Annotated in this window: 21 protein-coding genes, 2 tRNA genes and 2 pseudogenes; 18 read left to right on the top strand and 7 right to left on the bottom strand. The window is 69.7% G+C overall.

Features of this window, described 5'->3' with window-relative positions; genetic code table 11:
* Positions 1–133: 133 nt before the first annotated feature.
* The gene (locus AB0I68_RS08855; protein ID WP_363176520.1) at positions 134–937 is read left to right on the top strand and encodes an ABC transporter ATP-binding protein; all 804 of its coding nucleotides are present in this window, start codon (positions 134–136) and stop codon (positions 935–937) included.
* Between the two features lie 34 nt (positions 938–971).
* Positions 972–1,319, top strand: coding sequence for a hypothetical protein (locus AB0I68_RS08850; protein ID WP_363176519.1), 348 nt, complete (start codon positions 972–974; stop codon positions 1,317–1,319).
* Positions 1,320–1,368: 49 nt separating this feature from the next.
* On the opposite strand, the gene AB0I68_RS08845 is transcribed toward AB0I68_RS08850, so the two are convergent.
* Together AB0I68_RS08845 and AB0I68_RS08840 are read right to left on the bottom strand one after the other, a co-directional pair.
* Positions 1,369–1,989 carry an AAA family ATPase gene (locus AB0I68_RS08845; RefSeq protein ID WP_363176518.1) on the bottom strand — a complete coding sequence of 207 codons (621 nt, stop codon included), beginning with the start codon at positions 1,987–1,989 and terminating at the stop codon, positions 1,369–1,371.
* Positions 1,986–2,594 carry a DUF4232 domain-containing protein gene (locus AB0I68_RS08840; protein WP_363176517.1) on the bottom strand — a complete coding sequence of 203 codons (609 nt, stop codon included), beginning with the start codon at positions 2,592–2,594 and terminating at the stop codon, positions 1,986–1,988. Before AB0I68_RS08840 ends, AB0I68_RS08845 begins: the two co-directional genes overlap by 4 nt.
* Positions 2,595–2,663: 69 nt before the next feature.
* On the opposite strand from AB0I68_RS08840, the pseudogene AB0I68_RS08835 reads away from it, so the two are divergent.
* The 3 genes and pseudogenes from AB0I68_RS08835 to AB0I68_RS08825 all read left to right on the top strand — a co-directional run.
* A pseudogene (locus AB0I68_RS08835) lies at positions 2,664–2,909 on the top strand (aspartate aminotransferase family protein); the annotation flags it as partial.
* Positions 2,906–3,361, top strand: coding sequence for an HD domain-containing protein (locus AB0I68_RS08830; RefSeq protein ID WP_363176516.1), 456 nt, complete (start codon positions 2,906–2,908; stop codon positions 3,359–3,361). The pseudogene AB0I68_RS08835 and the gene AB0I68_RS08830, both read left to right, overlap by 4 nt.
* Before the next feature lie 176 nt (positions 3,362–3,537).
* A complete protein-coding gene (locus AB0I68_RS08825; protein WP_352213190.1) occupies positions 3,538–3,732 on the top strand; it encodes a hypothetical protein in 195 nt (64 codons plus the stop codon).
* Positions 3,733–3,772: 40 nt separating this feature from the next.
* Here AB0I68_RS08825 and AB0I68_RS08820 read toward each other — a convergent pair whose 3' ends face one another.
* A complete protein-coding gene (locus tag AB0I68_RS08820; RefSeq protein ID WP_363176515.1) occupies positions 3,773–4,246 on the bottom strand; it encodes a DUF4231 domain-containing protein in 474 nt (157 codons plus the stop codon).
* Between the two features lie 300 nt (positions 4,247–4,546).
* On the opposite strand from AB0I68_RS08820, the gene AB0I68_RS08815 reads away from it, so the two are divergent.
* Entirely contained in the window at positions 4,547–4,882 is a 336-nt protein-coding gene (locus AB0I68_RS08815) for a hypothetical protein (RefSeq protein ID WP_363176514.1), read from the top strand.
* A 225-nt stretch (positions 4,883–5,107) separates the two neighbouring features.
* Here AB0I68_RS08815 and AB0I68_RS08810 read toward each other — a convergent pair.
* Positions 5,108–5,212: pseudogene (locus tag AB0I68_RS08810) on the bottom strand (GntR family transcriptional regulator); the annotation flags it as partial.
* A 559-nt stretch (positions 5,213–5,771) separates the two neighbouring features.
* On the opposite strand from AB0I68_RS08810, the gene AB0I68_RS08805 reads away from it, so the two are divergent.
* Positions 5,772–6,758, top strand: coding sequence for a hypothetical protein (locus AB0I68_RS08805; RefSeq protein ID WP_363176513.1), 987 nt, complete (start codon positions 5,772–5,774; stop codon positions 6,756–6,758).
* A gap of 580 nt (positions 6,759–7,338) precedes the next feature.
* Here AB0I68_RS08805 and AB0I68_RS08800 read toward each other — a convergent pair.
* Positions 7,339–7,409: transfer RNA gene (locus AB0I68_RS08800), tRNA-Gly, on the bottom strand.
* A 168-nt stretch (positions 7,410–7,577) separates the two neighbouring features.
* Here AB0I68_RS08800 and AB0I68_RS08795 point away from each other — a divergent pair.
* The 6 genes from AB0I68_RS08795 (at position 7,578) to AB0I68_RS08770 (ending at position 12,819) form a co-directional block, all read left to right on the top strand.
* Positions 7,578–7,654: transfer RNA gene (locus tag AB0I68_RS08795), tRNA-Pro, on the top strand.
* Between the two features lie 163 nt (positions 7,655–7,817).
* Entirely contained in the window at positions 7,818–9,221 is a 1,404-nt protein-coding gene (gene tig / locus AB0I68_RS08790) for a trigger factor (protein ID WP_363176512.1), read from the top strand.
* A gap of 335 nt (positions 9,222–9,556) precedes the next feature.
* A complete protein-coding gene (locus tag AB0I68_RS08785) occupies positions 9,557–10,174 on the top strand; it encodes an ATP-dependent Clp protease proteolytic subunit (RefSeq protein ID WP_053786842.1) in 618 nt (205 codons plus the stop codon).
* A gap of 86 nt (positions 10,175–10,260) precedes the next feature.
* Positions 10,261–10,932, top strand: a complete 672-nt coding sequence (locus AB0I68_RS08780; RefSeq protein WP_363176511.1) for an ATP-dependent Clp protease proteolytic subunit — start codon at positions 10,261–10,263, stop codon at positions 10,930–10,932.
* 153 nt (positions 10,933–11,085) lie between these two features.
* Positions 11,086–12,372 carry an ATP-dependent Clp protease ATP-binding subunit ClpX gene (gene clpX / locus AB0I68_RS08775; protein WP_030159377.1) on the top strand — a complete coding sequence of 429 codons (1,287 nt, stop codon included), beginning with the start codon at positions 11,086–11,088 and terminating at the stop codon, positions 12,370–12,372.
* Positions 12,373–12,546: 174 nt separating this feature from the next.
* Complete coding sequence (locus AB0I68_RS08770; protein WP_363176510.1) at positions 12,547–12,819, top strand: hypothetical protein; 273 nt, start codon at positions 12,547–12,549, stop codon at positions 12,817–12,819.
* Between the two features lie 50 nt (positions 12,820–12,869).
* Here AB0I68_RS08770 and AB0I68_RS08765 read toward each other — a convergent pair whose 3' ends face one another.
* On the bottom strand, positions 12,870–13,778 hold the full coding sequence (locus AB0I68_RS08765; RefSeq protein WP_363176509.1) for a hypothetical protein: 909 nt from the start codon (positions 13,776–13,778) through the stop codon (positions 12,870–12,872).
* Positions 13,779–13,870: 92 nt separating this feature from the next.
* On the bottom strand, positions 13,871–14,503 hold the full coding sequence (locus tag AB0I68_RS08760; RefSeq protein WP_363176508.1) for a hypothetical protein: 633 nt from the start codon (positions 14,501–14,503) through the stop codon (positions 13,871–13,873).
* 96 nt (positions 14,504–14,599) lie between these two features.
* Between AB0I68_RS08760 and AB0I68_RS08755 the strand changes: the two genes are divergently transcribed.
* The 5 genes from AB0I68_RS08755 to AB0I68_RS08735 all read left to right on the top strand — a co-directional run bounded on the left by AB0I68_RS08755 (position 14,600) and on the right by AB0I68_RS08735 (position 22,372).
* Complete coding sequence (locus tag AB0I68_RS08755) at positions 14,600–17,221, top strand: valine--tRNA ligase (protein WP_363176507.1); 2,622 nt, start codon at positions 14,600–14,602, stop codon at positions 17,219–17,221.
* 236 nt (positions 17,222–17,457) lie between these two features.
* The gene (locus tag AB0I68_RS08750; protein ID WP_363176506.1) at positions 17,458–18,789 is read left to right on the top strand and encodes a glycosyl hydrolase; all 1,332 of its coding nucleotides are present in this window, start codon (positions 17,458–17,460) and stop codon (positions 18,787–18,789) included.
* A gap of 2 nt (positions 18,790–18,791) precedes the next feature.
* Positions 18,792–19,610 (top strand): hypothetical protein, encoded by an 819-nt coding sequence (locus AB0I68_RS08745; RefSeq protein WP_363176505.1) that lies wholly within the window; start codon positions 18,792–18,794, stop codon positions 19,608–19,610.
* 21 nt (positions 19,611–19,631) lie between these two features.
* A complete protein-coding gene (locus AB0I68_RS08740) occupies positions 19,632–21,080 on the top strand; it encodes a glycosyltransferase family 2 protein (RefSeq protein ID WP_363176504.1) in 1,449 nt (482 codons plus the stop codon).
* Positions 21,077–22,372: a hypothetical protein gene (locus AB0I68_RS08735; protein WP_363176503.1), complete on the top strand. Its 1,296-nt coding sequence runs from the start codon at positions 21,077–21,079 to the stop codon at positions 22,370–22,372. Before AB0I68_RS08740 ends, AB0I68_RS08735 begins: the two co-directional genes overlap by 4 nt.
* Positions 22,373–22,442: the final 70 nt, after the last annotated feature.

The following is a 22,442-nucleotide window of genomic DNA, read 5'->3' as shown; positions in this document are numbered from 1 at the left end:
CCGTGGTGGGGCTTTCCCCACCCTCCGTCCGCCGGGCTCCGCCATGGCCGCCCCCGTACGCCCGTCCGTAGCGTCGAGACGACGATCGACGCACCGGTCCGGTCGGGGCGGTGAACACGGAAGGCGGCACACCATGGGGCTCCGGCGGAGCAGGCGGCAGCACGAGACCGAGCAGGCGGCGTACGACACCACGGCCGCCGTCGAGCTGCGCGGCGTACGGCGCGCGTACGGGCGGGGAGCCGCTGCCGCGCACGCGCTGCGCGGGATCGACCTCAGCCTGCCCCGCGGCAGCTTCACCGCCGTCATGGGGCCCTCCGGCTCCGGCAAGTCCACCTTCCTGCAGTGCGCGGCCGGGCTCGACCTGCCCACCGCGGGCTCCGTCCGCCTCGGCGGCACCGAGATCACCGGAATGAACGAGAACGAGCTCACCGAGCTGCGCCGCAGCCGCCTCGGCTTCGTCTTCCAGGCCTTCAACCTGCTGCCCTCCCTCACCGTGGAGCAGAACGTCCTGCTCCCGATGCGGCTCGCCGGCGGCCGCCAGGACCGGGCCCGGGCCGCCGACCTGCTCGCCCGCGTCGGTCTCGAGAGCAAGGGCCGGCGCCGCCCCGCCGAGCTCTCCGGCGGCCAGCAGCAGCGCGTCGCCATCGCACGGGCCCTGGTCACCCGGCCCGACGTCGTCTTCGCCGACGAACCCACGGGCGCCCTCGACACCACCACCGCCGCCGAGGTCCTCGGGCTGCTCCGGGCGGCCGTGGACTCCCTCGGCGCCACGATCGTCATGGTCACCCATGACCCGGCGGCCGCCGCCCACGCCGACCAGGTGCTCTTCCTCGCCGACGGGCTGATCGCGGACCGGCTGCCGCGCAGCTCCGCCTCGACCATCGCCGCCCGGATGACCGCTCTCACCGCCCCGGCGTGCGCGGGAGCGGCCGCCTGATGCCGCTCCGCCCCACGGCCTGGTCCGGGCGGCGGTGCGGCTGCGCCCCGCCACCTTCGCCGGAACCTTCATCACCCTGCTCGTGACCGTCGCCATCGTCTCCGCCTGCGGCATCCTGCTGGAGGGCGGAGCCCGGGCGGGCGTCCCGCCGGTGCTCCACGCCTCCTTCGCGGCGGCCGTACCGGCCCTGGGCGCGGCCGCCACCACCCTCCCGGCCCGCCGGGCCCTGCGCCCGGGCACGCAGGCCGTCGCCCCGGGACCACGCCGGGCCCACGAGGCCTGGCCGCGGGGCCGCGCCCTTCAGGCGCCGGCGCTACCCGGCGGACACGCTCCGGGCCCGTCCTCCGGACGGCGGCAGATGCCGCGGGCTGAACCGCCCTGATCCGAACGCCAGGCCCCAGGCCGTCACTTCGGGATCCGGAAGCAACGCGCTAGTCGAACCGGATGTGCCGGACACCGACCAGCGCGCGCCGCAGCCTTCCGCGGAGCGCGCCGTCGGTGTCCGGGGCCGCCCGCAGCCCCGCCGTGGCCGCGATCCGGCCCGCCGCCTGGGACACCGTCAGTTGGTCGGTGACCAGGTGGTCGGCGAACTCCGGTCCGCGCAGCGCCTCCAGACATCCGTCGAGCCGGGCGACCGCGAAGCTCTCCCTCTTCAGCCCGCGCCCGAGCCCGCGCTCACCGAGCCGGCGCAGTACGGTCTCCCGCTCGGCCAGCAGCGCGAAGTGCCGTACGTCGTGCCCCGCTGCGCGCAGCCGCCCCACCGTCTCGGCGAAGTACCGCGGCTCCGTCACGGTCATCGGCACGAGCACGGGCCCCTGTCCCTGCCCCTGTCCCGGATGCCGCTGCGCGGCCAGGTCCAGCACTTCGAACACCCCTTGCCGCCACGCCGGCAGGTCCTGGAAGTCCCCGCGCAGCGCCGGCGGCATCATCCGGTGCAGCCCGAACCCGACGTGCTCCGGATCGCACACGACACTGCCGGGCAGTCGCCGGTGCAGCTCGTACGCGGTCTGCGTCTTCCCGCCCCCGAAGGGCCCGTTGAGCCAGATGATCACCGGGTCACCGCCTTCCAGGGGCCGATGCCGAGCTTCCCGGTGTTCCCGAGGTCGACGGAATGGCCGAGCTCCAGCATCACCCGGGGCGCACCGGCCCGCGGGGTCACGTCCACCACCCACCCCTCGGCGGCGGGCACCGTCGCATCGGTCACCAGGTTCCGCCACACCAGCGCGACGGTGGCCGCCTGGCCAGGCTGGAGCTCCACCCTCTGCGGGGCACCGTCCGCGCCGGTCGGCCCACTGGTGATCGCGTCCGCTCCGTGCACGACGGTCACTTCCACCGGGGTCCGCTTCTTGTCCAGCAGCCGGATCTCCGGATAACCCTCGAGTACGTACGGCTGCGTACCGCAGTTGACCAGCTGGATGTCGGCCACCCGGAGCCCCATCGCGGCATCCCCGGCCCCCTCGCGCAGGTGCACACCGCCCTCGGGACAGGCCTCCTGGGCCGGCGCGGTTGCCGCCGGCGGGGAAACGGCCCTCGGCGCCGCACCCACCCGGGTCGGCCCCGGCGCGGGCTCGGGCGCCGGTGGCGTATCGCACCCCACGACCACCCCCGCCACCAGGGCACCCCCGACAACCCCCGCCACCCACCGAGTCACGACCATCCCCCGACCCTACGACCCCCCACACCGCCCAAGCCCAGCCCCGCCGCCCAACTCAAGGATCCGGCCTTCCGCCTCCTCGCCCCCGTCCGCCTGAACGTCGTCTGCTTCACCCTCGCCGAGGAACCCACCCCGGCCCGTCTGAGGGCCCTCCGGGAGGCGGCGCAGGAGGAGGTGTTCGTCACCCCCACCGTCTACGCGGGAACCCCCGCCCTGCGCGCGGCGTTCTCCAACTGGCGCACCACGCAGGCCGATGTGCGCCGGGCCGCGCAGGCTCTCCGTACAGCGGCAGACACGGCAGCGAAGGGGACCGCATGACGCAGCAACCGCTGACCCTGCTCGAGGTCGAGGCCTTGGCGCGCTCCGCGCACGAGGGCCAGACCGACAAGGCCGGCCGGCCGTACGCCGAGCACCTCGCGGCCGTCGCGGAGGGAGTCCGTGTCCGCGGCGGCAGCCCCGAGCAGCAGGCGGCGGCCTGGCTGCACGACGCCGTCGAGGACGACGCACTCAGCCGGGAGTGGCTGGATTCCGCGGCTCTGCCCCAGCCGGTGAAGGACATGGTCCTGGCGGTCACCAAGCGCCGCGGCGAACCGGTGGAGGAGTATGCGGCCCGGATCCTCGCCACCCCGGGCGCCCTCCTGGTCAAGGAGGCCGACCTGGCGCACAACGCGGATCCCGTACGGCTCTCCGTACTGGACGGCCCCACCCGGGAACGGCTGTCCGCGAAGTATGCGTATGTCCGCTCCCTCCTCGGCCTCACCGCGCCATGACCCCGGCCCCACGCCCGAAATATGCCCGGCGCACGGGCGGTTGGCGGGAAAGCGCCGACGGCGATTCGCCACGTGACGGATAGCCGGGGCCTGTTGGTGGGAGGATGGTCCATGTGGGGGCGCACGTGGCCGTGCGTCCCAGGCCGACCAGGGGACGACCGAAGGTGTGATCAGTAGTGGCCATTTCGCTGTCAGTGGTGGTTCTGTTGGCGGTCATCCTGGTGGTGCTCGTCCGCGGCAACCACATCAAGACCGGCCCCGCGATCGTCGCGGTCCTCTTCGGCTTCTTCCTGGCGTCCAGCTCCATCGCGCCGGACGTCAACCGCTTCCTCAACTCCCTCGCCGACACCATCGCGGGGATCAAGCTCTAGACCGGCACCGGGAGCCGGCCCCACCCGCAAGGGGACCGGCCTAATCCGCCGCCCGCCGACACTCCAGGTCCGCGTTGACCTGACCGCCCAGCGTCATGACGTTGAGGGTGGCCGAATTCTCGTTGGCGATCGCCCTCTCCACCCGGGACACGAGCAACGTGAACGCATCGGCCTCGGACAGTCCGCTGTACGGGCCGACCCCGGTCTCGAAGTAGATCCGCTCATGCCCCAGCAACTGCTCGGTCGACCGGTAGTTCTTCCACTGCTCCCGGTACCGGTACACGCTCTCGAGGGACACGGACACGACCACGAGCAGGCTGAGCGCGGTGGCGACGATCCGGGAGAACGGCACGTCGAGATTGACCAGCACCGGCACGAGCGCCCCGCCGACGACGGACAGGGTCCGCATCCGTAAATACGCGGTCTTGCTCCGAACGGCCTTGCGGTCGTACCACTCCTGGTACTGACGCAGCCGTGTCTCGACGTACTCCCGCGCCGCCCCCACCCCTGGCATGCGGGGAGTACACAACTTCCCACCACCCCCGTCAACCCCGCGGATCCGGCCCGGAACATCGCGCCCCACCCGCTCCCGATCCGCGAGATGCCGCGCGACAGACCGGACGATAGGATGAAATCGGCATCATGCCCCATGAAATGCTCCGGAAAATGGCCGGGATGCGTGGTCGAAGTGGGGCGATATGCGCACGGCGTAACGGAGCGAGACTTCCCCCTCGGCGTCCCGTGCGACCGCTGCCGCGGGCATCGGAGCCGTCGCGCCTCACCGGCCGCACCGTCAGCGTCCAAGGCAGGTTGAATGATGAACCGGACACGTCGTCTTGCAGCACTCACGCTCCTCGCGGCCCCCGCTCTCGCGGTGGGCCCCACGGTCGCCGCACACGCCTCGATCACCGCGGCCCCCGGCGCCGCGTCCAGCGCCTCGTGCAAAGTCGAAGCAGATTCGAACGGCAAGTACCACCTGTGGGGTGTGGGATTCCCCAGTGGCACGAAGGTGACCTACTCCGGGTCCACCTCGGGCACCGTCCCCACGGGCACGTCGGGAAGGTTCGACATCGGCGGTCTCAGCGGGAGCAAGTACTCCGTCAAGACGGCCGATGGGACCACGGTCAACTGCACCGTGGTCCACTACTGAGGCCATGCCGTCTGCGCGCCGATCGCAGACCCGGGAACGACCGAGGGCCAGGTCGAGGAAACATCCTCCGACCTGGCCCTCCAGTGCTCAGAGCGGGCGACGGGAATCGAACCGCCTAGCTGGTCCGGAAGATCGCGTACGCACCCGCCGCCCGACCGGCCATGCCCCTGACCTGCACCTCCCCGCCCGCCTCCCCGGCATTCCCCCGCGGCTCCCCACAGGAACGGCCTTCTGGATCCCGGGGAGCGATGCTTCCTCGGCGTTCGCGTGCCGCGGCTCCGGCTGCTCCACGGCGTGGCTGTCGGTGACCCCGATCGCGGCCATCTGAGACCACGGATCGCGAAGGCGTGGCACAGTGGCGTCACGAAGGCGTGCGGCCGACCCCGGGGGTGTTTGCTGCCCGCTCCACCCCGGGGCGGCCTGTCATCAGCTCCTTCTGCCCGGCCCGGTCATCCGCGAGGGTGGCCGGGCCAGTTGCTGGTCACGGTGACGATGAGTGAGCCGATCTGCACCGCAAGGGCGACCAGAGGCTCGATGCGGCCGGCGGCCTTAAGAGCGTCGGCCAGGCGCCGCCGCAAGCGGGGCTGCCCAGGGTCCTCCTCGCGTGGGTCGTGCGCGTCGTGCACGGTTCTCCTTCCTCCAGAGTGGACATCGGCCTGAAGCCGCGCTGTCCCGAAGCGCATCTGCAAGGGGGCATCGGACTTCAGGCTCGGGTGAGGAAGCCAGTACACGGGCTGCGCATTGATCCCTCCAACGCCTGAACAGACTGCGGGAAGAATGCCGAACAAGGCTCTGACCTGCACCCGCAACATCAACTTCACAGAACGGGCCGCGTTGCGGCAGTAGTTCCGGAACAATGAGCGGCGCACGAACAATGGGGGGCGCATTCGTGGCAGGCCGCAGACTCAAGGACTTACCGGACGACGGATCGGCCCGCACCCAGCTTGCGCAGCGCATGCGCGTGCTGAAGGAACAGGCCGGGGATCCCACCTATGTCGAGATCAGCAAGCGCACCGGCTATTCACGTACTGCCTTGTCCGGACTGTTCAACGGTCAGGTACCCAGCCGTGAGCTCCTTCAGGACGTCGTGCAATGGCTTGGGGGAAACCCCCGTGAGTGGCTGGGGCTGCTCGATCAGGCCCAGCGTGAGGAGGAGCCGCTGCAGGAGTCCGTCTCCGGACTCGCGGAGGAACTCCGGCATGCTCGCGAGGAGATCGGCGCCTTGAAACTCTTGATCGCCAATCCGGACGATGCCGGATACTGGGCGGAACGCAGACTGAACGCCGCCACCGACCAGGCCCGTAGAGCGTCGGAGATGGAGCGGCAGGCCTCGGAACTCCTCACGCAGGTGCAAACCGAAATGCGCCACCTGAGGGACCTGCGCACCGGCATTGAACGGGACTCCGACGAGATGATCCGCAACGCGATGAGACACGCCACCCTCAGCGAAGAGCGTGCACAAGTGGCGGCAACCGAGACGATCCGAAATGCCGAGAACACGGCCGCCCACATTGTCGAAAGGGCTCGGGCACAGGCGGAACGCATCAGTGCCGATGCCCAGACCTACGCCTCCAGCCTGCACGGGCGGGCCGGCGAGCAGGTCGACGCCCTGTTGCAGGAGGCTGATGCAGTGGCCGCCGACGCGCGGCGCGAAGCCGACCGGCTCAAGGCGCGCGCACGGATCGAGATCCAGCGGATGGTTCGCGACACCCAGGACGCCCTCCACCGCGTTGGCAAACCGCACGTCGCCCAGACGTTGGAGCAGCTGTTGATGGACTTCGCGATAGGCGACATCCATCCCGAGGACGGACCGTCCGGACGCCACCGCCGCACTGCACTCCCCGCATCCGCTCCGCGCCCCGAACTCACCGCCTGAAGCTGCAACGGGTCCGCGACGGCCCGTCCGGCCGCAATCGAGCTGGCCGCACGCGCCGCGCGCGGTCGGCCGCTCGGGCGTGTGGACCGTACCGGCTCCTTTGATCTGGCACGGGTTCCGCCTGATCATCCGGTCGGACCGCGCCGTACCGAGAATGGCCCGGAGCAGGGCGTATGCCTTGGCCGCGGTGGCCGGCCCGGTCCCGCCGGCGCCGAACGAGGGGTGCGGGAATCTCCGCCACGTCGACAGCCCCGAAGGCCGGCTCCAACGTGCAGGAGGTCTGGGTTTCCGCGCGCTGCGGTGGGGTGGGCTGATCTGGTCCATGATCTTCGGCGCACGGGGAACACCCTGGCCGCGTCAACCGGCGCGGGTACGCGGGAGTTGATGGCGCGGAGGGGCCACAGGCCCGACCGGGACCGGTTGATCGCCGACGCGCTGAGCGAGTTGGTGAAGAAGGGCACGCGGGGCACGCCGGAGGGCAAGGGGCGCGCCGGGGGCACGGGGACCTGATCAGGCGGTCCGGGAACGACTGAGGGCCAGGTCGAGGAAACGTCCTCTGACCTGGCCCTTCAGTGCTCAGAGCGGGCGACGGGAATCGAACCCGCGTAGCTAGTTTGGAAGACTAGGGCTCTACCATTGAGCTACGCCCGCAACGCGTGCGCCGCAGGTCCGGGGACCGCGGCACGGACAGCATCCTAGCGGGTCGGGCCGGGGGAGTGCACACCGCATTACGCGCCCGCGGGGCGGCGTCCTGAAACGTTCGCTCAAAACCCCGCGCATCGGAGGGTCTCCGGGCATGTACCCTACGTGTCGCACCGACGGGGTGTGGCGCAGCTTGGTAGCGCGTCCGCTTTGGGAGCGGAAGGTCGTCGGTTCGAATCCGGCCACCCCGACCACTGGCACCGCCATCGCAAGATCGCGTTGTGGGCTGATTGCCGCTTGCGGTTACTATGCAAGCTGCGTGCCCGTGTGTCTGATGTACCGGGCCGAATCCGCCGAACCGCTGAATCGCAGCGCGGAGGCAGAACCCCCAGCAGTCAGCCACAAGGAGACCGAACCGTGAAGAGCGCCGTGGAGACCCTGAACCCGACTCGGGTTCGGCTCACTGTTGAGGTGCCCTTCGAGGAGCTCAAGGACAGCCTCGACGCGGCGTACAAGAAGATCAACCAGCAGGTCACGGTGAAGGGCTTCCGTAAGGGCAAGATCCCCGCCCGGGTCATCGACCAGCGCTTCGGTCGCGGTGCGGTGCTGGAGGAGGCCGTCAACGACGCCCTCCCGAAGTTCTACACCGAGGCGGTCAACGAGGCCGACCTGAACCCGCTGGGCCAGCCTGAGGTCGACATCACGGAGCTGAAGGACGGCGAGCTGCTGGCCTTCACCGCCGAGGTCGACGTCCGCCCCGAGATCGAGATCCCGGACTACTCCGGCATCGAGGTCGAGGTCGACGCGGTCGAGGTCTCCGACGAGGACATCGAGAAGTCGGTCGAGCAGCTGCGCGGCCGCTTCGCGTCCACCAAGGACGTCGAGCGCGCGGCCGAGGACGGCGATGTCGTCACCCTCGACCTCGAGGCCAAGGTCGACGGCGAGGTGCTGCCGGACGGCGTCGCCTCCGACGTCTCCTACACCATCGGCTCGGGCGAGCTCCTCGAGGGCATCGACGAGGCCGTCAAGGGCCTGGAGGCCGGTGGCGAGGCCACCTTCACCTCCCAGCTGAAGGGCGGCTCCGCCGAGGGCAAGGACGCCGAGGTCACCGTCAAGGTCACCAAGGTCTCCGCCCGTGAGCTGCCGGAGCTGGACGACGAGTTCGCGCAGATGGCGAGCGAGTTCGACACCCTCGAGGACCTCAAGGCGGACAGTCGCAAGCGCCTCGAGAACATGAAGCAGTACGACCAGGCCACGCAGGCCCAGGAGCGCGTCCTGGAGAAGCTGCTGGAGCTCGTCGAGGTGCCGATCCCCGAGAAGCTGCTCGAGGACGAGGTCAACACCCGCAAGCACAACCTGGAGCACCACCAGCTCGGCCAGATGGGCCTGACCATCGAGAAGTACCTGGAGTTCCAGGGCAAGACGGTCGAGGAGTTCGACGCCGAGACCAAGGACCAGGCGATCAAGGGCATCAAGACCCAGTTCGTCCTGGACGCGCTGGTCAACAAGGAGAAGCTGGGCGTCGACCAGGAGGAGCTCACCGAGCACCTCATGCGCCGTGCCGCCTCCTCCGGCATGTCCCCCGACCAGTTCGCCCAGGCCGTCGTCGAGGGTGGCCAGGTGCCGATGCTCGTCGGCGAGGTCGCCCGCGGCAAGGCCCTCGCGGTCGTCGTCGAGGCTTCCAAGGTCGTCGACACCAACGGTGAGGTCGTCGACCTCTCCGACGAGGACGACGAGGTCGAGACGGCCGCCGAGACCGTCGAGGCCGCTGTCGCCGGTGACGCCGACACCGACGAGGCGCAGGCCGACGAGGCCAAGTAACACCCTGGGTGCCGCCCCGCGCGGCACCCGCTGAGCAGCACTCCGGAGGGCCCGTACACAGCCGTGTACGGGCCCTTCGGCGCACCCTCCGCCCCGCCGCCGTCCGGCGCCTCCCGCAGGGCCTCGGCCCGGCCCCCGAAGGGCCCACGGACCTTGCGCTCCGAGCGAACAGTTCGGGAAGCGGGATGGCGTTGTCCGACCTGCGCGTTAGGGTCCATGAATACGAGGGCACGGGAGTACCCGGACGCCGGCGGCCACCGCCGCCCCGATCGGACCGCGCCCCAGAACGAGACGCTGAGACGGCATGTGGCCGTCGGAGACGAGCAGGTGGATACGTGACGAATCTGAAGCCTTACGCCGCGGGTGAGCCGTCCATCGGTGGCGGCCTCGGCGACCATGTCTACAACCGGCTGCTCGGCGAGCGCATCATCTTCCTCGGCCAGCAGGTCGACGACGACATCGCCAACAAGATCACGGCGCAGCTCCTCCTCCTGGCCGCGGAGCCGGAGAAGGACATCTACCTGTACATCAACAGCCCGGGCGGCTCGGTGACGGCGGGCATGGCGGTCTACGACACCATGCAGTACATCCCGAACGACGTCGTCACCATCGGCATGGGCATGGCGGCCTCCATGGGCCAGTTCCTGCTCACCGGCGGCGCCCCGGGCAAGCGCTTCGCGCTCCCGAACACCGACATCCTGATGCACCAGGGTTCCGCCGGCATCGGTGGCACCGCCTCGGACATCAAGATCCAGGCCCAGTACCTGCTGCGCACGAAGCAGCGCATGGCTGAGATCACCGCCCACCACTCCGGCCAGACCGTGGAGGCGATCATCCGCGACGGCGACCGCGACCGCTGGTTCACGGCGGAGGAGGCCAAGGACTACGGCCTCATCGACGAGATCATCTCCGCCGCGTCGCTGGTCCCGGGCGGCGGCGGCACCGGGGCCTGATCCCGGCCCCGGCGTGCGGGACCTCGTACGAGGACCCGCACGCCCGCCCGTACCCGGCAAGCCTCAGCCCGCAGAACGCCACCAGGATGGTGAACACCCAGATGTACATGAACAACCTCTCTCCCGCGAGCGGCCTCTACACCGGCGCGCAGGTGGACAACCGCTACGTCGTCCCGCGCTTCGTCGAGCGCACCTCGCAGGGCGTGCGCGAGTACGACCCGTACGCGAAGCTCTTCGAGGAGCGCGTGATCTTCCTCGGCGTGCAGATCGACGACGCCTCCGCCAACGACGTCATGGCGCAGCTGCTGTGCCTGGAGTCGATGGACCCGGACCGCGACATCTCGATCTACATCAACAGCCCCGGCGGCTCCTTCACCGCGCTGACGGCCATCTACGACACGATGCAGTTCGTGAAGCCGGACATCCAGACGGTCTGCATGGGCCAGGCGGCGTCCGCCGCCGCGGTCCTGCTCGCCGCCGGCACCCCCGGCAAGCGCATGGCGCTGCCGAACGCCCGCGTGCTGATCCACCAGCCGTCCGGCGGCACCGGCCGCGAGCAGCTCTCCGACCTGGAGATCGCGGCCAACGAGATCCTGCGCATGCGTGACCAGCTGGAGACCATGCTGGCCAAGCACTCGACCACGCCGATCGAGAAGATCCGCGAGGACATCGAGCGCGACAAGATCCTGACGGCCGAGGACGCGCTCGCGTACGGCCTGATCGACCAGATCGTCTCGACCCGCAAGAACTCCCACTGATCCTTGCCGCCAGTTGGCGTGGGCACGTCGTCACATTCGGCGATGTGAACCACGTCAAGGGGGCCCCGTACGGGGCCCCCGGCAAGGTACCGTCGGATATGAGGCACCAGGAGCGCTGAACCAAGCGTCTCCCAGGCGAAGGGGAAGCACCTCGTGGCACGCATCGGTGACGGCGGCGACCTGCTCAAGTGCTCGTTCTGCGGAAAGAGCCAGAAGCAGGTGAAGAAGCTCATCGCAGGACCCGGTGTGTACATCTGCGACGAGTGCATCGACCTCTGCAACGAGATCATCGAGGAGGAACTCGCGGAGACCTCCGAGGTCCGGTGGGAGGAACTCCCCAAGCCTCGTGAGATCTACGAGTTCCTGGAGAGCTACGTCGTCGGCCAGGAGCCGGCGAAGAAGGCCCTCTCCGTGGCGGTGTACAACCACTACAAGCGCGTCCAGGCCGGCGAGAACGGCGGTGCGCAGGGCCGGGACGACGCGATCGAGCTCGCGAAGTCCAACATCCTGCTGCTGGGCCCCACGGGCTCCGGCAAGACGCTCCTCGCCCAGACGCTCGCGCGCATGCTCAACGTCCCGTTCGCCATCGCCGACGCGACGGCGCTGACGGAGGCCGGGTATGTCGGCGAGGACGTCGAGAACATCCTGCTCAAGCTGATCCAGGCGGCCGACTACGACGTCAAGAAGGCCGAAACCGGGATCATCTACATCGACGAGATCGACAAGGTCGCCCGCAAGAGCGAGAACCCGTCGATCACGCGCGATGTGAGCGGCGAGGGCGTGCAGCAGGCCCTGCTGAAGATCCTCGAGGGGACGACGGCCTCGGTCCCGCCGCAGGGCGGACGCAAGCACCCGCACCAGGAGTTCATCCAGATCGACACCACGAACGTGCTCTTCATCGTGGGCGGCGCCTTCGCCGGCCTCGAGAAGATCATTGAGTCGCGTGCGGGCGCCAAGGGAATCGGCTTCGGGGCGACGATCCGCTCGAAGCGCGAGATCGAGGCGAGCGACCAGTTCCAGGAGGTCATGCCGGAGGACCTGGTGAAGTTCGGGATGATCCCCGAGTTCATCGGCCGTCTGCCCGTGATCACCTCGGTCCACAACCTGGACCGCGAGGCGCTGCTGCAGATCCTGGTGGAGCCGCGCAACGCGCTGGTGAAGCAGTACCAGCGGCTGTTCGAACTCGACGGCGTCGAGCTGGACTTCGAGCGCGAGGCGCTGGAGGCCATCGCGGACCAGGCGATCCTCCGCCAGACGGGCGCGCGCGGCCTGCGCGCCATCATGGAGGAGGTCCTGATGTCGGTGATGTACGAGGTCCCGTCCCGCAAGGACGTGGCGCGCGTGGTCATCACCTCGGACGTCGTCCGCTCGAACGTCAACCCGACGCTGGTCCCCCGCATCGTCCCGAAGGACCAGGGCCCGCAGGAGAAGTCGGCGTAGCCGTCACCTGACGAGAACACAACGAGGAGGGGCGCCCCGGTCACCCGGGGCGCCCCTCCTCGTTTTCAAGGCTACGTTGACCGATTATCGGACAAGCGGTCCGTGCTGCCTGGCGTGGCGGGCGATTTCTTGATCAACTTTGTCTCGAGCAGTCTTACTCAAGGGGAACGAGACATGACCATGAAGAAGCGCGCAGTCGGCATCCTGGCCGCGACGTTCGCCGCAGCGGCCCTCCCGATCATGGCGGCTTCGCCGGCGTCGGCAGATCAGGGTGACTGCCAGCTTTCCCTGATAGACGCGGGCTACAAGGTCGGCCCGAAGGTGGAGGCTGCCTGCCAAGCGGGGGCCAGGTTTTCGCCTACCGCCTACGGCACCTGTTTGATGGGCCTGCTCGACATCGGGGTGCGGGCCGACCACGCGCAGCTGGCGTGTGGCCGGGCGGGGTGATGGAGATGAGTCCGGCGCGGGACCAGCGACCGCGCCGGACACCGGTGCGATCAGACCTTGGTCCGTGAGGTGTTGTAGAGCTTCGCCGCCAGCTTGGAGACGTCTTCGAGCGTGCCGTGGCTGCCGCCGGTCAGGAGTGCGGTTTGGTCCAGGTGGTTGACCGCGGCCAGGGTCGAGTGGTCGCTCCAGGCGCAGGTGGGTATCACGATCGAGCTCGGCTCTCCGGGCTTGGTGGTCTTCGTCGTGGTCATCTTGAGCTCGACGCACTTCATGACGGCGCCCTTGAACCCGTCCGGCGTGAACGCCTTCGGGCTGCCGACCTTTTCGTACTTCAGACCGAACTTGTCGGTCTCCGGATTGGGTGCGCCGATCGTGCCGAAGTAGGCGTCGAGCGCCTTCTCCGGGTCGTCGATCTGGCCCCAGAAGCCGCTCGCGGTCATCTGCTTGGCCTTGCCACTGGTGCCGTTCAGGTACTGCTGGGTTGCCTGGTGCGGGTCCTTGACGCCGATGGCCTCGGCCTTGGTCTTCTGCTCGCTCGTCAGGGGGGTGTCGCCGTTCGCGGCCCCCTGTTCGTTCTTCGCGTAGCTGTCGACCGAGGCCGGGAAAGTCAGCTTGTAGCCCTTGGTGTCCGCGGCCACCGAGCCCGAGGCGCCGCCGCCCTTCGTGAAGTACCAGCCGCCGCCTGCGATCGCCGCCACCGCGACGATCACGGCTATGACGACGCCGGCCTTCGACTTCTTCGGGGGCTGCTGCGTGCCGTACGCGGGCTGCGGCGGCATGCCCGGCTGCTGGTAGCCGTAGGCCGGGGGCTGCTGGGGGTAGCCCTGCGGGGGCGGCTGCTGCGGGTAGCCGTAGCCGGGCTGCTGAGCGGGCTGCCCGTACGGTCCCGGCTGCTGCGGCGGCGGCCCGCCGTACGGTCCCGGCTGCTGTCCGTACGGTCCCGGCTGGTTGTAACTCATACCCGTGTCCCCCTTTAGGACTTTCTTATGTTCCTCATATCTTGGCGGAGGTCCGCGCAGGTCCGGCCGCCGGGGGCCCAGGCGTTACCGAACTAGGACGCCGCCGGGACTTCCATGGCCTCGCGCAGCGCCCGGGCCTGCGACGCGAGCGCGTCGATCGCCACGGGCTTGTTCTCGACCGGGACGGTGACCGTCACCAGCGTGCTGTGGTCGGCCCACATGCAGAGCGGGAGCGTCCCGCCACCGGCCTGGATCGTGCCGCAGCGCATGGCGCCGCCCGCCGGCGTCCCGGCCTCGTGCGTCGTGATCTCCGAGGCCGCCCCCGCGCCCTGGAGGCTCCGGGTCAGCACCGCGCCCGGGTCCTGGTCGCCGAACCGGCCGAAGGCGCCGCTGACCACCAGCTGCGCGGTGCCCGACTGGTCCGCGTACACGACGGCGACGTTCGTCGCGCCCGCCTTCGCCGGCCCCTGGCCCTGCTTGATGGCCTCGACCCGGGGACCGGAATCCTGGAGGGCCAGGCCCTGGAAGGAGGCCGGAGGGGCCAGCCGGTAGCGGCCCGCGTCGTCCGGGGCGTTGTCACCGAGCACCGCGTTCATGCCCATGCGCCCGAGCACCAGCCCCGCCGCCAGAGCGAGCACCGTCCCGGCCGTCTTGAGTGCGCGCCTGTTCTTCGACGGGGCGGCGGGTGCCGGGGCCGGTACGGGCTGCTGAGTGATCTCGTTCATGCGCACATCGAGCCCGATCTGCATGCTCAGGTCAATGAGTCCCCGGGTGTGGTATGGATTCGTAACGAAGGCGGGGCCGCCCGTATCCTGTGCCTCGTGACCGAGAACACGCAGACACCCAGCAGCCCCGACTCCGAACTGCCGACCGCGTACGCTCCGGCCGAGGTAGAGGGGAAGCTCTACGAGCGCTGGGTGGAGCGTGGGTACTTCACGGCCGATCCCGCGAGTGAGAAGCCCGCGTACACCATCGTCATTCCGCCGCCGAACGTCACCGGCTCCCTGCACCTGGGGCACGCCTTCCAGCACACGCTCATGGACGCCCTGACCCGCCGCAAGCGGATGCAGGGCTTCGAGTCGCTGTGGCTGCCCGGCATGGACCACGCCGGTATCGCCACCCAGAACAAGGTCGAGCAGCAGCTCGCCGAGGAGGGCAAGTCCCGCCACGACCTGGGCCGCGAGGAGTTCGTCGAGCGGGTCTGGCAGTGGAAGGAAGAGTACGGCGGCAAGATCCTCGGCCAGATGCGGCGCCTCGGTGACGGCGTCGACTGGTCCCGTGAGCGGTTCACGATGGACGAGGGCCTGTCCAAGGCCGTCCAGACGATCTTCAAGAAGCTCTACGACGACGAGCTGATCTACCGCGCCGAGCGCATCATCAACTGGTGCCCCCGCTGCCTCACGGCCATCTCCGACATCGAGGTGGAGTACCAGGAGGACGCGGGCGAGCTCGTCTCGATCAAGTACGGCGAGGGCGAGGACACCCTGGTCGTCGCCACGACCCGCGCCGAGACGATGCTCGGTGACACGGCCATTGCCGTCCACCCGGACGACGAGCGCTACAAGCACCTGATCGGCAAGCTCATCAAGCTGCCGCTCACCGACCGCTCCATCCCGGTCGTCGCGGACACGCACGTCGACCCCGAGTTCGGCACCGGCTGCGTCAAGGTGACCCCGGCGCACGACCCGAACGACTTCGCCATCGGGCAGCGCCACGACCTGCCGTCCATGACGATCATGGACGAGCACGGCAACATCACCGTCCACGGCCCCTTCCTCGGCCTGGACCGCTTCGAGGCCCGGTCCGCGGTCGTCGGCGCGCTGCGGCAGCAGGGCCGCATCGTCGCGGAGAAGCGCCCGTACATGCACTCCGTCGGGCACTGCTCGCGGTGCAGCACCACCGTCGAGCCGCGCCTGTCGCTGCAGTGGTGGGTCAAGGTCGAGACGCTGGCCAAGGCCGCCGGAGACGCCGTCCGCGACGGCCGCGTCGCGATCCACCCCGAGGAGATGTCGAAGCGCTACTTCGACTGGGTCGACAACCTCAACGACTGGTGCATCTCGCGCCAGCTGTGGTGGGGCCACCGGATTCCGGTCTGGTACGGCCCGGACGGCGAGATCGTCTGCGTCGGCCCGGACGACGAGGCGCCCACCGGCGAGGGCTGGCACCAGGACACGGACGTCCTCGACACCTGGTTCTCCTCGGGCCTGTGGCCGTTCTCCACGCTCGGCTGGCCGGAGAAGACCCCGGACCTGGCGAAGTTCTACTCCACCGACGTCCTGGTCACCGGCCACGACATCATCTTCTTCTGGGTCGCCCGGATGATGATGTTCGGCCTGTACGCCATGGACGGCGAGCCGCCGTTCAAGACGATCGCGCTGACCGGCCTGGTCCGCGACGAGCGCGGCAAGAAGATGTCGAAGTCCTTCGGCAACGTCGTCGACCCGCTGGACTGGATGGACAAGTACGGCTCCGACGCCGTCCGCTTCACCCTGGCCAAGGGCGCCAACCCGGGCACCGACGTGCCGATCGGCGAGGACTGGGTCCAGGCTTCCAGCAAGTTCGCCAACAAGATCTGGAACGCCACGCGCTTCGCGCTGATGAACGGCGCCACCATCGAGGGCGAGCTGCCGGCCCCCGAGCAGATGTCGGCGACCGACCGCTGGATCCTGTCCCGTCTGAACAAGACGGTCGCGCAGGTCGACGCGTACTACGAGGACTTCCAGTTCTCCAAGCTCAGCGAGGCGCTGTACCACTTCGCGTGGGACGAGGTCTTCGACTGGTACGTCGAGCTGTCGAAGACGACGTTCTTCGCGGGCGGCGAGCAGGCCAAGGTCTCCAGCCGCGTCCTCGGCGAGGTCATCGACGTCATGCTGCGGCTGCTGCACCCGGTGGTCCCCTTCGTCACCGAGACGCTGTGGACCACGCTGACCGGCCGCGAGTCCCTCGTCATCGCCGAGTGGCCCAAGGACAGCGGGTTCCGCGACGAGGCCGCCGAGGCGGAGATCGAGCGCGTCCAGGCCGTCGTCACCGAGGTCCGCCGCTTCCGCAAGGAGCAGGGCCTCCAGGACGGCCAGAAGGTCCCGGCCCGCCTGGACCTGACCGGTACGCCGCTGGCCGCGCACGAGGCGGCAGTGCGCCAGCTGCTGCGTCTCCAGCCGATGGGCGAGGGCTTCACCGCCACCGCCACCCTGCCGGTCGCCGGCGCAAGCGTCGCGCTCGACCTGTCGGGGACGATCGACGTGGCCGCCGAGCGGGGGCGCCTCTCCAAGGACCTCGCGGCCGCGGAGAAGGAGAAGCAGCAGGCCGGGGCGAAGCTCGGGAACGAGGCCTTCCTGGCCAAGGCCCCCGACAACGTCGTGGACAAGATCAAGGGCCGGCTCGCCAAGGCCGAGGCGGACATCGCCCGGATCCAGGCCCAGCTGGACTCACTGCCCGCCGCGTAACACGTAACAAACGGTGAACCGTCGGCCCCCGAGCACATCGCTCGGGGGCCGACGCGTAGGGTGACAGCGGTCCCGGGGGTTCCGCGCAACCGGCAGGGGCCGTTGCCGGCCGGCTGTCGACCGAGGGGGGTCTCGGAGTGTTGGGGCGTGACGTGCCAGGTCGCGAGGGCTTAAGCCGCGAGGGGTTGGGCCGCGCGCTGAAACGCCGCAATCTCCTCTTAGGGGCGGCGGCCACCGTGGCCACGGGCGGCGCCCTTGCCGGAGTGGCGGCCTTCAGCACCTCGCGCGCCCCCGCCACCGGCCTCCAGAAGGACCTGCTGTCGCGGGACCCCAAGGCCTCCAAGGCAGCCCAGACCGTGTACCGGTTACTGGCCGGTCTGGAAGCGGACGCCCGGGCCGGCCGGCGCCGCGGCACTCTCATGGGCCAGCACGCCGAGGTGCACAACGAGCGGTACAACCCGGAGTACGGCGACCACAACGGTCCCAAGCCGCCCGGTTACTACTACCGCAAGCCCCAGGACATCACCGGGAAGCTGCCGGCCTTCCTCGAACTGGACCTGGGCCCCGGCTATCAGCAGGACAGCTGGGGCGTGGGCGAGGCACGGGACTACTCCCGCGCCGCCTGGCCCGCCCGCCGCGAGTTCTGGACCTACACGAACGACGTCGTGGACCTCGCCATGGGCGTCTGGCACGGACTGCCCCGCAAGGACGACGGCTCGTACAACCCGACCGGCACCGAACGCCTCTGGAACGGCACCAAGACCGTGCTGGCGACCAACGGGGGAGCGCCCGCGGGCCTGGTCGGGATGTCGTTCCACCAGCCGTGGCCGGGCAGCCCGGTCAAGGGCTACGACCAGACGCTGCGCCGCAACGCCCCCTCGGCGAAGGACCCGGGCTGGATCGACCGGGTGCTCACCCCCGGTTCCCCGGAGCACGCGGCGCTCCTGCTCGACCTGTCGTTCCTCGCGGACCACCTCGGCTATCTGGCCGCGTACGACGTCCCCGTGCTGCTGCGCCCGTACCACGAGATGAACTCGCTCGGCGGGGAGCAGAGCTTCTGGTGGGCGGGGCTGAAGCCCCGGCAGTACACGGCGCTCTGGGAGCTGCTCTACCACTACCTGGTGGGCTCCCGCGGGCTGCACAACCTGATCTTCGTGTGGGCCCCCACCGCCTGGGACGGTGTCCACGGCAGCGATCCGTGGGACTTCTACCCCGGCGGCGAGTACGTGGACGTGGTCGGGGTCGACGACTACAGCGGAACGCCGGACCAGCCCTTCGACACCGGCGCCTGGACGTCGACGTGGCACCGCGGCCTCAAGGACTACGGGAAGCCGCGGATCCTCGCGGAGTCCTTCCACGTGCCGCTGGGCGCCGCGCAGCGCACGACGCTCGACCAGGCCCCCTGGGTGCTGTGGACCGTGTGGGGTGACGGACTCACCGCGAAGAACTCCCCGGCGGACGTGCAGCAGACGTACAACGACCCCAAGACGATCACCGGCGGCCGTGAACCGGGCCCCGCGGGAGTGCAATGGCTCGCCTTGCACGACGGAACATTCGAAGAGGAGTGAAGTTGAGCGCGTTAACGCCACGGGCCCACCGCGTGGCCGCCTTCGTGGCCATGGGCTGGGCAGGCATCCTGCTCCTTTGGGCCCTGTACAACTGCTTCTGGCAGGTCGGCGTCGTCGACTTCCTGCAGGGCATCGTCTACTACGGCATAGGCGACGGCTCCGGAGCCGCCGAGACGTTCAACCTCAACTGGGGTGTCGTCTATGTGGCGGGCGGGCTGCTGGTCCTGCGCGGGAACACCCTCGGCCGGGGCATCGTCATCGGCGGCGCGGCCATCGAGGGCTACAACCGGATGCGGAGCCTTACGGGCGCGCTGTTCGACGAGAAGCAGACGGACTACTTCACCTCGACGCTCCAGGGCGGGCTGAAGCTGGCGACCTTCGCCGTCGGGGTCCTCGTGACCGGGGCCCTCATCGTGCTGCTGCTGCGGGATTTCGCCGCGTACGAGCCGTGGCAGCCGCCGGTGAACCCCTGGACCCAGCAGGCGCACGAGGCTCGGCAGGCCCATGAGCAGGCCCAGCGCGCGGCAGCGCAGCAGGTACAGCAGCCGCAGCCTCAGCTGCCGCAGGCGCCTCAATCGCCGCAGCCGTCGCACGGGTTCGGTCCTCCGCCGTCCTACCCGGCGCAGCCCGGGGCCCAGTTGCCGCAGACGGGCTACGCCCAGCCGCAGCCCCAGCAGCCGCAGACGGGCTACGCCCAGCCGCAGCCCCAGCAGCCGCAGCCGCACCAGCCCCAGCAGCCGCAGCCCGGCTACGGGCCCGGCCCGTACGGCGGTCAGCCCGCCTGGCCTCAGCAGCCCCAGCAGTCGCCGCCGCAGCAGTAGGAACCCCGAAGGACCCTTCCCATGACCCTCGCCCCCGTACAAGAGGTCGCGACCACGTCCCGTCGCGATGCGAAACTGGTGCAGCGCCATGCCGATTGGAAGCCCAGCGTGCTGGCCTTCCTGCTGCCCTTCCTGGTCCTCGCCGGCTTCGGCCTGTGGGTGTTCGAGCCGAACCCGACCCCGCTGGGCTGGACGCTGTCGGTCATCTGGTCGCTGCCCGCCATCGGCGTCATGGTCGGCTTCCAGGGCGTCCTGCTGATCCGCCGCCGGCTGCGCAAGGCACACGAGATGGTCGCGCCGGCACCCGTGGAGGAGGACTTCCTCATCGTGCTCGTGCCGACCATCGGCCGCCACGACACGTACCCGGCGCTGGAGCGCTCGGTCCTCAGCTATGTGGACCACCTTCCCCCGTACTTCCCGCGCATGCGGGTCGACGTCCTCACGGAGGAGGGCTGCGAGGCGGCCGAGCGGATCGACGACCTGGCCGCGATGAACCCCCTGATCCGCGTGGTCACCGTGCCCAAGGTGTACGAGACGGCGAACGGGACGCGCTTCAAGGCCCGCGCGAACCACTACGCGCACGAGCTGCGGATCGACGAGGGCGAGGCGCTCGACGACGTCTGGGTGCTGCACATGGACGACGACACCGGGGTCGGCCCCGACACCGCAGCGTCCATGGCCCAGTTCGTCAACCGCCAGCGGCGGGCCGGCGACGAGGGCAAGCACATGGCGCAGGGCATCCTGGCCTACCCGCGCGAGAACGCCGTGAACCGGTTCACCTGGCTGGCCGACGCGGTCCGCCCCGCCGACGACATAGCCCGGTTCCGGGCCTTCACCGGTCTCGGCACCCCGGTCGCCGGCGTGCACGGCGAGCTGCTGCTGCTCCGCGCCTCCATCGAGGCGACCATCGGCTGGGACTTCGGCCCCAAGGCCATCGTCGAGGACGCCCAGCTGGCGCTGACGTTCTGCCGCAAGTACCCCGGTCGCAGCGACTGGTTCAACGGCCGCTGCTACGGCGCCTCGCCGGCCACCACCAGGGACTTCATCAAGCAGCGCGAGCGCTGGGCCTGGGGGCTGGTCGCCCTCTGCTTCAACCGAACGGTGCCGTTCCGGTACCGCTGGTTCCTGATGCTCTGCATGGTCAGCTGGGTCCTCGGCCCGCTCCAGCACGTCGCGACGGTGCTCCTCGTGGCCTGGTTCATCGGGGACTTCAACACCTCGCCCGTGACCCAGTCCGTCGTGATCATGTGGTCGCTCAGCTTCGCGTACGTCATCTGGACGTACTGGGAGGGGCTGCGGCTCAACGCCCTGGTCTCGGTGAACGGCAAGCGGGGCTGGTGGGAGCCGCTCGCCGTGCTCGCCCTCATCCCGCTGTTCTCCGTGCTGGAAGGGCTCGGCGGCCTGCGCGGGCTGATCAAGTTCATCAAGCGCGAAGAGAACAAGTTCGTCGTCATCGCCAAGCCCGCATGAGAAACCGAGAGCCCCTCGTGAAGAACGAGAAGAACAAGAACGAGAAGAACGAGAAGACGAAGCGTTCCAAGGTCCCCCTGCTCGCGATCCTCCCGGTGACCGTGACCTCCCTGGTCCTCGGCCTGCCGTTCGTGATCGGCGACCACCCCCTGCGCTGGAGGTCCGGCTCCCTCAAGCCGATCCTGGTCCTGCACGACACGACCCCCGCCAAGGGAGGCGGCGGCGACGCCGTCCTCGCCGGCGGGGGAGGCGGTGCGGCCGGGGCGGAACAGCCCGCCCTGCCCGCACCGAAGGTGGACAGGCCCTGGAAGGCCGGCATGCCCGAGTGGGGCGTCCAGCTCTTCTGGGAGGACAAGAAGGAGCACAGCGACGCGTACGTCGAGAAGAAGGCGCGCGAGCAGGCCGCCTACCTGGTCGGGCTGAAGGCCAACTCGGTCGCCGTCTCCTTCCCCTTCTACACGGAGGGCCGCACCTCGACGAAGCTCGCGGCCGGCCGGAGCACCCCGACACCCGAGCACCTCGACACGGTGCTGCGCATCTTCCACGAGGCGGGACTGCGCACCACCGTCCGCCCGACCCTGGACGAGGCGGCTCTCGTCCCGCCGGAGGGCTGGCGCGGCAACATCAAGCCGACCGACAAGGAAGCCTGGTTCGACTCGTACGAGGCCCTGCTCGGCCCGTACCTCGACGCGGCGCAGCGGCAGCAGGCGGCGACGTTCGTGATCGGCACGGAGCTGAACTCGATGGAGGGCCACCCGGGCTGGAAGACCCTGATCGCGGCGGCCGAGAAGCGGTTCAAGGGCGAGGTGTCGTACGACGCCAACTGGGACAACTACGTGGGCGGTCACATCGCCGTACCCGTCGACCGGCTCGGCGTCGACGCGTACTTCCCCGTCAAGGTCGCCGACGACGCCCCCGTCGACCAGCTCGTCGACGGCTGGAACACCTGGCTCGACAAGAAGAGCAAGGGCGCGCTGCCGCGGATCGTGCTCGCCGAGGCGGGCATCAGCGCCATGGAGGGGGCGTACCACGCACCCGGCGACTTCTACACGAAGCGCAAGTTGAACCCCGCGGTGCAGGCCAACTGGTACAAGGCGGTCTGCCAGGTCGTCCGTGAGCGGAAGATGGCGGGCGTCTACTGGTGGTCGGTCTACTTCGACTCCGACCCCAAGGCCGCTCCCAAGGAGGAGGAGTCCCGGTTCAACTTCGCCGGGCGCCCGGGCACCGAGCGGGAGATCCGGTCCTGCTTCGGCTCCGACTACGCCGGCCCGGGCCCCGAACCCGCGCCCTGACCGGGCGGGCAGGGTCTGGCGGCAGTGGTCCGGTGTTGTCTTGAGTTGTCCGGAGTGTCACACGTCACGA

Source organism: Streptomyces sp. NPDC050448 (genome assembly GCF_040655295.1).
Taxonomy (GTDB): Bacteria; Actinomycetota; Actinomycetes; order Streptomycetales; family Streptomycetaceae; genus Streptomyces.
This window is presented reverse-complemented; position numbering and strand designations above follow the sequence as displayed.